Raw genomic sequence first — 8,266 nt, 5'->3', positions numbered from 1 at the left:
CTTCTGCGTCGATGCGCTTGACCACGACGCGGTCGTGAAGCGGACGGAATTTCATGCAGTCCTCCTAAGCATTTGCATTAGATGGAGATTTTGGGTTGTTAGCAATCGATGCCCGCGAGTGCTACGCAGGCGAGATGGAGATAGGACAGGTTTTTTACGGGAGCAAGGGGCTCGTGGCAGAAAAGTGGGATACTTAGCCACCTGATCCGATAGTTGCGTTTACGATCATTAGCTGGCCTTAACACTGGCCTCGGACCACCTAGCCAAAACCGCGGCTGAGGCACTGAATGTCAGCAGGTTCTTAAACTCGTCGGCCTGAGGTGAGTTGGTCGTGTGCAACACATTTAGCTCGTTGGGTAAAGCATCGACCGGGTGGCTTCTCAGCTGAGGTCAAGCCCCTCCCGATATGCACGACGCAAATGAAAGTCGGCATGACGTCGCGCCGGCCATCTCTGGCGCGCTCGAAGTAGTTCGCGTGCACGAACGTCCTGTTAACGTAGCTCGATCATTCCGATGTACTGATCGATTTGCGCCAACGTGCGCGAACAGTATGGATGCCTCTCTATGATAGCGGCGTGTTGGAACGAGAAAGCTTCGTGCCGCTCGTTACACTTGAAGTCCGCCTTCGCCCTCGGCTAAATTGACTGGCTTCAACTTGGAGAGACTGCATTGGCACTTGGTACTGTGAAGTGGTTCAACCCGACCAAAGGATACGGCTTTATCCAACCAGACGACGGAGGTCCCGACATCTTCGTGCACATTAGTGCCGTTGAAAAGGCGGGCCACACCGGCCTGGCGGAGGGCTCCCGAATTAGCTACGAGCCGAAGACCGGTCGCTCCGGGAAACTTTCCGCTGAAAATCTCCGAGTTGGTTAGGCTCGTCGGTAGGCCGGCGGTGAACCGATCGACGGTGTCCGATTCTCGTTCGAAACGATAGCAATCCGGCCTCTCAGCGCGCACACGCGGCGCTGCTGAGGGCCTCTCCTTGTCGAGCAACCTGATTGCGTTGTAAAGACGACGCCTAGAGCCGTAGAGGATGTGACGATCTTTTGCGGCGGCGATCAGACCTGTCCCCGGATGCAAACCGGCTTTGCAGGGTATCCGATTCCGCGCCCTCCCTGAAACAGCTTATCTCAATTCGTATTGCAGGCTCTGGCGTTTCCATCGGTAACCGGAAGCTCAAAAAGGCCCGGCGCTATAGGCTTCCCGTCAAAGAACACACCCATCTGCTTTGCAAAACCGGCCGTGCTGTCAGATGCGCGCCGTTTCGCATTGATGATTTTGACGATGTTCCACTCGTCGTGCGATCCGTAGCTGAAGCTGACGGAGCCACGTAACCCGTAGTAGTTGCGAAAGGAATGCTTATCGACCTTTGCCGCGAGGTCAGGTTTTGTCTTGACGAGATTGTCGTAGGCTGTGTCGAGTTTCTCGAGATCGGCGTGACCATCAAGACCGAAGTGACGCGCAAAGTCAGATGGCCCGGCAAAATACACAAAGTCGAACGCGCCAAGACCTTCAGGTTCCTCGCCTTCGAGAATCTGGGTCCACATCCACATGTAGTCAGCGCCGTTGGCGTCCATAGGGAGCGAAAACTGTGGTGCGGCCGGGTTGAGGATCCATACGTCGCGCGGCCCCCACTGCTGCTCGATGCGTTCCTTGGCCTCTTGTGCTACGAGCGCATTGATTGCCGAAACTCCGCCCGCAATCCCGCTAATCGGAACGCTGAGATAGCCAATCGCCTTACCTTGTGTCCGTTGCCCGCTGATCAAGTTCCGTATCTCGCTAACGCGCTGTCTGATCGCATCGTTTAGATAGTCGTGCGTGCAGTAGCAGATGCCATTTGTCGAGCAGGATGTGGTGTTTCCCGGGGCTGCAGATGCACCCGCGAGCGGAATCGACGGCCAATAGCGTGAGCGCCTTCATAGCGATAACCCGATACTCTGTTACTCGCAGGCTGCCGAGGACAGCGTCTCCTTGAGCAGCTGCGCAAGCCGTATCCCGGCAAGGGCGAGTTGGCGGTCAACGATCGGCGATGCTTTGGAAAAATACTGAACGCCTAAAACCCCGTCGTCAGGAATGTCATAAGCAACTTCGTGTGCAAGCCTATGCGCATCGACCGCCCAATCGGCCGGCGAGCCCCCCTTCAACTCGGCCAAGTCACGCCCCGGAAACCAGGTCGTTTCAAGCCGAACGACATAGGCGCCCCAATTGTAAACGGTGCGCATAATCAGACCGGTATCCCAAAGCGCATGCAGGTTCGTGGTCTGTCCGAAGAATGTCACCGGGACAAGATTGCCGCCTTGATCGTCTTTTCCTGTGTAGGCATCCCACCGATCCGATGCATGAAGAGGCTGGTGAACGTCGCCAACGAAGTGAACAATGAACTTCAAAGCCTGGAGCCGTTCGGGTGCAGGTTTCGAGCAATCAGCAAGGACAGTTCGGAAGCGCGCAATCGCCGCGATGACACAGTTGCCGTTTTTGCAATCAGCATCCGGATCGAAAGTTGTTCGATCATCCGGTATGTCCACGAAATGCCATCCTGCCGTATCCTTATGGTCGGCACGGTAGTCGTCAGCCCAACTGGCGATGGAAGCGAGCGTTGCGTTGGGATGATCAAGAGTAGGGGCTTCCAAGGCAAGCAGGGGCGCGATTTTGTCGAGCGTGGCGGGATCGAGCCGCCGCTGCGCGATCTCAGAGACGATTGCATGGCCTTCCTGTCCCCAGGACCGAGCCTGCGACACCGACATAATGACCACGAGCCACGCGAGCCAGATAGCTCTCATAGCTTTTCCCCACAGCCTGCCATTTGGTCTACCATAAGTCGGGAGCTGCCATGATTGCAACTATGTCCAGTCGAGAGACCGACAATTTTATTGACGGTAGCACCGGTAAGGTCCCTGGTCGCGTTGTATCGGGTTCGCGTTGTATCGGGTTCGGATCAGCCATGGTCGCTTGCCACTCAGCTCAAAATAAGGGATCGACAAACGCCCTTTCAAACACAAAATGTGAGGGCTCTTGTGGAGAGCCTTCGACAAAGCCCTTCGTTATCAAGAGCTCTCGGGCGTCGTGGACCAGGGCGGGGCTGCCACAGATCATGGCGCGGTCATGCTGCGGCTCGAGTTTCGGCAGCTCGATTTCCGCAAACAGCTTGCCTGACGCGATCAGGTCGGTGATCCGACCGCGGTTATGGAAGCGGTCGCGCGTCACGGTCGGATAATAGATCAGTTGATAGCGAACGAAGTCGCCGACCAGCCCGTCGCTTGGCAGCGTTTCCGTGATCATCTCGCCAAAGGCGAGCTCGGCGACGCGGCGGCAGCCATGAAGCAGCACCACGTTCTCGAATCGCAGATAGGTTTGCGGATCCTTGATGACACTCAGAAGCGGCGCAAGACCGGCGCCAGTCCCAATCAGATAGAGATTGCGCCCGTCCTTAAGATTATCAATGACTAGCGAGCCAGTCGTCTTGCGGCTAACAATGATCTGGTCACCCTGCTTAAGCTGCTGCAGACGCGAGGTTAAGGGATTGTCCAGCACCTTGATCGCGACGAATTCCAGCCGGTCTTCGTAATGAGCGCTGGCGATGCCGTAGGCCCGCAGCAGAGGTTTTTCATCAACCTCGAGCCCGATCATGGTGAATTCACCGCTGCAGAAGCGAAACGACGGATTCCGTGTGCTGGTGAAGCTGAAGAGATTGTCAGTCCAGTGATGGACGTTCAGAATGCTTTCCTGGTTGAAATTACTCATTTCACCGCTCCCGCGAAGCTTGGAGCGCGATGCGGACCCGCAGCCGCTCTAGCGGAAAATTTGCACTGGTTTTCCAAACAGATGTTCGGTGTTCAATTTCGGACTGGGACTTTTGGAAGGGTGCCGGCTCAGCTCTGGCTTACATCGGCTCTCAACGCGAAGCGGCACTCCTGTCCTTCCAAGCTCATGCTAGGCTAAACATGCTGACGGTGAATCGCATGTGATGGGCGCAATCATGCTTAAATTATGCATTTCGTCGGCCTTCTGCGATGGATTTCACCGCACGCATCCTTCTCTGCTGCCGACCAGCAGTTCGGACATCAGTTTAGACATGAATATTTTACGAAGCTTTTTCCCGCCTCATTTCTCACAAGTCACAAGCGGAGACTTCCTGTCGCTCCGCACCAAACTGGTCTTGCCGCCAAAGACATACCGCCATCCACACGCAACCGATGGCCACCAGTGATCCATGTGCAATGCGTAGGGGCTGCGCGCCGAAGAATTGCGGAATGTACAGCGACATCCCGATGGCGAAGGGAACGCCACTTGCCTTCGGATAGCGACAGGAACGCCAAAGCGCCGTGGCAGCCGCGATTGCGGAGGCGGCAAGAAGAAGCAGACCGGCGAGGAACATGATAAGGCTAGGGCCGGAGCGGACGATCTCGACCAGACTGAGCAGTGAATCGGAGTGCCTCCGCAAAGCTTCCTGCCCCAGCGCGTGAAGACTATAGGTTTCGGCCCCGTAGAATGGCAGTGTAAAGCCTGTGCCAATCACGATCAGGACAACGGCGACAAAGAACAGGCGCTCGGACTGTGTCCCCAGTAAAGAGCGTTGCATTCCGAGCAGCCCAAGTGGGAGCAGCGCGAACGCCACAATGGCAATCATGTGCGACGCCAGCCATGCCTCAGACCCGAAGGCAGCGGCACCTAGCAGCGATCTTTCGTCCGAGAACGGGCGAACTGCCGGGTAGACTGCGAACAGAATTCCGGAGGCCAGGAGCGCGACAGCGCCGATACGAATATGATTGGCAAACATCGGACCTCCGGAGGCGATGATACAAACATGACCACGTCGCGCATCAGCTACGGCTCAGGAATAACGATCTGATCAATGAGGCTGGGTGCCCGGCTCGGAAATCAGCGGAGCGCCCCCGATTGAAACTGGCCCTTCCGGTCTAGAAGGCTGAATGGCTCTCGCGGCCGGCTTCGAAACAGTACGGGCTGGCGGTAGATTAGGTGCTGGCGATGGAGGCGTAACGACGGGCGGATTCTGCAAAGACTGGATGTTCGAGGTCAGTGCAGCGATTTGATCCGATATCTGTTTTAGACCCTCTTGCTGCGCACTGATGTTACGCTTGAGCTCGGCGATCTCTTCGCTTATCTCCTGTTGCCCCGATCTAATCTCTGAAAGAACCGCCTTGTCCTCGGGTGACAAGCCTTGAATTGGCAGGTTTTCCGGCGCGACTGACGAGCCGAGAAGCTTGTCTATACCGACCCCGAAATAGACTCCTCCCGCGCACAGCCCGAAAATAACGGCGAGGAGTCCAACAACCCACGGCAAACGACTTGCCGGCTTATGCAAGACGGGCGGCAACTCAGAGCTGTTTGTGGGATCGGTCAAATTCATCTTCCTAGGCACGTCAAACGATTCGTTGCCTTTCGCGACGCGATAACAGATGACGGTCAAGAACTCCAGGGAGTCGCAACCAGAGCACTCGGGAAACCTTGTGCATAGAGATCAAGGAGCGCGCAGCTACGCATGTGATCATTCGATCTGTAGATGCTTTCGGGCGCCAAAACTAGTTCAGCGCACAAATACTGCATGCTCCGCGCAAAACCGCACGATGCGAACGCAGTTGCGGCTCTAACTTTTCCCACGATGGAGAGGACCGCGTTGGCGGGCAATATGTGAGGTGTTACGCGGAATAGTCCCTCTGCGCATGCTTGGCGGAAACGGCGTTGACATGGTCTGTTAGGTAGACGTCATTGTCGGCCGTTGTCGCGATGATATAGCCCTTGAGATTGGATCGAATTTCTTGGCCTTCCCGATTTCAGCGATCGTGGGTTTGGTCGGCGGACAGTCGCGCTTTGCCTTGCTCTGTACGCCGGAGTCAGCACCGTTTTCCTTTTCCGTAGATGTCGACACTGTTTACCCGACGGCGGCAAAGGTGTCCGACACCGACAAGGAAGCGCTGTTCAAGCAATTCCAGGCTTGGGAAGTGCAGAACAACGGCTCGCGGGCGCAGGCGAGGTCGGACAAGAAGTAGAACGGGGACTCTCACCGGTGGTCGTCCTGGAGCAGCCCATGTCGAACGGATGTCGGCGACGCTCTGCACCGAGCCGCGGCCGACAATCGGCAGCACGCGCAGCTTGTTGCCGTCATCGAGCACGGAGTTGCTTTTCTTTTAATTCAGGAAAATCATCAATACGGCGCGTGAGTTCACGCCAGCCAAAAACAGTTACGCGAAAAAAAGCCCTTCTGCGGCATGTCTCTCGGAAATCGCATTGACGTGGTCCGTGACAGCGACTTCGTTATCCGCGGTGGTCGCAATAATGTAGGTCTTGAGGGCGGAGCGGAATTTCTTGGCTTCCTGATCTCGGCATTAAGTTCCGCAATCGTCAGCTTGGTCGGCGGCCAAATGCGTTTTCCTTTGCATTGAACGCCGGAGTCGGCGCCATTTTGCTGTCCGTATATGTCGAAGCCCTTTTGCCTCTGGCCGCTTCGCCCGTAACGGACGAGTTCTGGGTCTTCCAAACGCGCGAAAAGAGATCGGCGCAGATCTCTTCGAATTTATCCCAGCTTGCCGGCGGACGAAGTTGTTCGTCAGACATGGACCGATTGTTTCGACTCACTATTTGGGTTCGAGGATGGACCCAAAGAACATTTTGAGAACAATTTCAATGTATTGGCGAAGATCGAAAAAACTCAACCATCGAGAGTCCGGTCATTCTTGAGGACTTAAGTCGACTCAATTCCGTAGATGAAATCTATTTATCTATATGATATAATTGCCTTTATGACAAAAGCTTCAGAGGACAAAAAAGAGGACATTCCTGCGGCTACTGATCGCGGCGACGCGGTTTTCTCAATGGAACCGCTTCTCATCAGAGAGGACTCCCGCCATCGGAGCCAGCTGACCGATTTGGCGGTTGAGTTAGTCGGCAAGTCGGCCGGTTTCAAGAGGAGCTTACCGCAAAGCCTCCTGGGGTCCTTGGCCGATCTCGTCCGAGCTATGAACTGCTATTACAGCAACCTCATCGAGGGGCACGACACACACCCGGTCGACATTGAACGGGCCTTGAAAAACGACTATAGCGCCGATCCCAAAAAGCGCGATCTTCAGCTTGAGGCTACGGCGCACATCGCGGTGCAACGATGGATAGACGAAGGTCACCTCCGCGGTCGCGTTGTAACCATAGACGGTATCCGGGATATCCACCGTCGCTTCTGCGAGCACCTTCCCGACGCGATGTTATGGATCGAGGAGCCCGACACAAAAGAACGAATTCGTGTTGTGCCCGGCGAACTACGGCTTCGCGACGTCAAAGTGGGACGTCATATCGCTGTCAGCCCCGGCGCCGTTCCACGCTTTCTTGCTTATTTCGAGAAAGCTTACAGCCGTGTTGGAAAGGCCGACGCCATTTTAGCTGCCGCAGCCGCGCATCATCGTCTTTTGTGGATTCACCCCTTTCTCGATGGCAATGGCCGAGTGACGCGGCTGATGTCGCACGCAATGCTGTTGGAAGCGCTCGATACCGGGGCTGCTTGGTCAGTGGCTCGCGGGCTTGCTCGAAGCGACGGCGCGTATCGGCAGCATCTTACTCAATGCGACCTTCCGCGGCGGAATGACCTGGACGGCCGTGGCAACCTCAGTGAGGAAGCGCTTGCGTCGTTCACGCGTTTCTTTCTTGAGACTTGCATTGACCAAGTCAACTTCATGGAATCGCTGATGCAGCCAGATCGGCTGCGCACACGCATATTGCTATGGGCGGAGGAGGAAACGCGCCTCAGCAAACTCCCCCCCAAAGCGAGCGCGGTGGTTGAAGCACTTCTCTATCTGTCTCTTATACACATCCTCGCGATGGATGCCTGGACTATTTCCGGAGCACACGACTAATGACTGAAAACGGCTTGAGCTCGTCTACGGACACAGAGGCGCAAAGCGGCTCTGGAGAGCGTTGCTACGCTCGCTTACGTCAAGAGGATCGCCGCAGATCGCCTACTAAGACCCGCGAGAATCCCCGACAATCTCATCAAGCGTTTTCTGAAAGGCAAAGATGCGACAACGGGCGGAGCGCTCTCAAAGCGCCAAGCGGCGTCGCTGATCTTGGACGAACTTGCGCAGACCGGCCAAGATGGTGCCGTCATTCGCTGTCTGTTGAAGATCGCGGCTGATTGGACGGCGCGATCGGATTCAGATGAATCAATGCCAAGATCAGGAAGATCTAGCATTACAGTTGTGTTTCTTGCGAAGTTCTGAATCCATGGGCAACCATGATTCGGAGATCGTGGGCGCGGACA

General features: G+C 55.8%; 9 protein-coding genes. 3 read left to right on the top strand and 6 right to left on the bottom strand.

Annotated features, from left to right (window positions below; translation table 11 throughout):
- The first annotated feature begins 669 nt into the window (after nucleotides 1-669).
- A complete protein-coding gene (locus SO180_RS41525) occupies nucleotides 670-876 on the top strand; it encodes a cold-shock protein (RefSeq protein WP_449384556.1) in 207 nt (68 codons plus the stop codon).
- Between the two features lie 257 nt (nucleotides 877-1,133).
- On the opposite strand, the gene SO180_RS41520 is transcribed toward SO180_RS41525, so the two are convergent.
- The 5 genes from SO180_RS41520 to SO180_RS41500 all read right to left on the bottom strand — a co-directional run bounded on the left by SO180_RS41520 (nucleotide 1,134) and on the right by SO180_RS41500 (nucleotide 5,431).
- Nucleotides 1,134-1,769 carry a hypothetical protein gene (locus tag SO180_RS41520; RefSeq protein ID WP_449384555.1) on the bottom strand — a complete coding sequence of 212 codons (636 nt, stop codon included), beginning with the start codon at nucleotides 1,767-1,769 and terminating at the stop codon, nucleotides 1,134-1,136.
- A gap of 174 nt (nucleotides 1,770-1,943) precedes the next feature.
- Nucleotides 1,944-2,783, bottom strand: a complete 840-nt coding sequence (locus SO180_RS41515; RefSeq protein ID WP_449384554.1) for a S1/P1 nuclease — start codon at nucleotides 2,781-2,783, stop codon at nucleotides 1,944-1,946.
- A 181-nt stretch (nucleotides 2,784-2,964) separates the two neighbouring features.
- Complete coding sequence (locus SO180_RS41510) at nucleotides 2,965-3,744, bottom strand: ferredoxin--NADP reductase (RefSeq protein WP_449384553.1); 780 nt, start codon at nucleotides 3,742-3,744, stop codon at nucleotides 2,965-2,967.
- Nucleotides 3,745-4,111: 367 nt separating this feature from the next.
- Nucleotides 4,112-4,780, bottom strand: a complete 669-nt coding sequence (locus SO180_RS41505) for a hypothetical protein (RefSeq protein ID WP_449384552.1) — start codon at nucleotides 4,778-4,780, stop codon at nucleotides 4,112-4,114.
- 72 nt (nucleotides 4,781-4,852) lie between these two features.
- The gene (locus SO180_RS41500; protein ID WP_449384551.1) at nucleotides 4,853-5,431 is read right to left on the bottom strand and encodes a hypothetical protein; all 579 of its coding nucleotides are present in this window, start codon (nucleotides 5,429-5,431) and stop codon (nucleotides 4,853-4,855) included.
- A 349-nt stretch (nucleotides 5,432-5,780) separates the two neighbouring features.
- On the opposite strand from SO180_RS41500, the gene SO180_RS41495 reads away from it, so the two are divergent.
- Nucleotides 5,781-6,011, top strand: a complete 231-nt coding sequence (locus tag SO180_RS41495; protein ID WP_449384550.1) for a hypothetical protein — start codon at nucleotides 5,781-5,783, stop codon at nucleotides 6,009-6,011.
- Nucleotides 6,012-6,363: 352 nt separating this feature from the next.
- On the opposite strand, the gene SO180_RS41490 is transcribed toward SO180_RS41495, so the two are convergent.
- Entirely contained in the window at nucleotides 6,364-6,576 is a 213-nt protein-coding gene (locus tag SO180_RS41490) for a hypothetical protein (RefSeq protein ID WP_449384549.1), read from the bottom strand.
- Nucleotides 6,577-6,761: 185 nt separating this feature from the next.
- On the opposite strand from SO180_RS41490, the gene SO180_RS41485 reads away from it, so the two are divergent.
- On the top strand, nucleotides 6,762-7,862 hold the full coding sequence (locus SO180_RS41485; protein ID WP_449384548.1) for a Fic family protein: 1,101 nt from the start codon (nucleotides 6,762-6,764) through the stop codon (nucleotides 7,860-7,862).
- Nucleotides 7,863-8,266: the final 404 nt, after the last annotated feature.

Source organism: Bradyrhizobium sp. UFLA05-112 (genome assembly GCF_053572325.1).
The sequence above is the reverse complement of the archived record's forward strand: the minus strand, read 5'-3'. Positions and strand labels throughout refer to the sequence as shown.

Bases quoted from the DNA above. Each gene is read 5' to 3' on its own strand.
- SO180_RS41515 (WP_449384554.1), bottom strand. From the start codon at position 2,783: ATGAGAGCTATCTGGCTCGCGTGGCTCGTGGTCATTATGTCGGTGTCG.
- SO180_RS41510 (WP_449384553.1), bottom strand. From the start codon at position 3,744: ATGAGTAATTTCAACCAGGAAAGCATTCTGAACGTCCATCACTGGACT.
- SO180_RS41505 (WP_449384552.1), bottom strand. From the start codon at position 4,780: ATGTTTGCCAATCATATTCGTATCGGCGCTGTCGCGCTCCTGGCCTCC.
- SO180_RS41490 (WP_449384549.1), bottom strand. From the start codon at position 6,576: ATGTCTGACGAACAACTTCGTCCGCCGGCAAGCTGGGATAAATTCGAA.
- SO180_RS41485 (WP_449384548.1), top strand. From the start codon at position 6,762: ATGACAAAAGCTTCAGAGGACAAAAAAGAGGACATTCCTGCGGCTACT.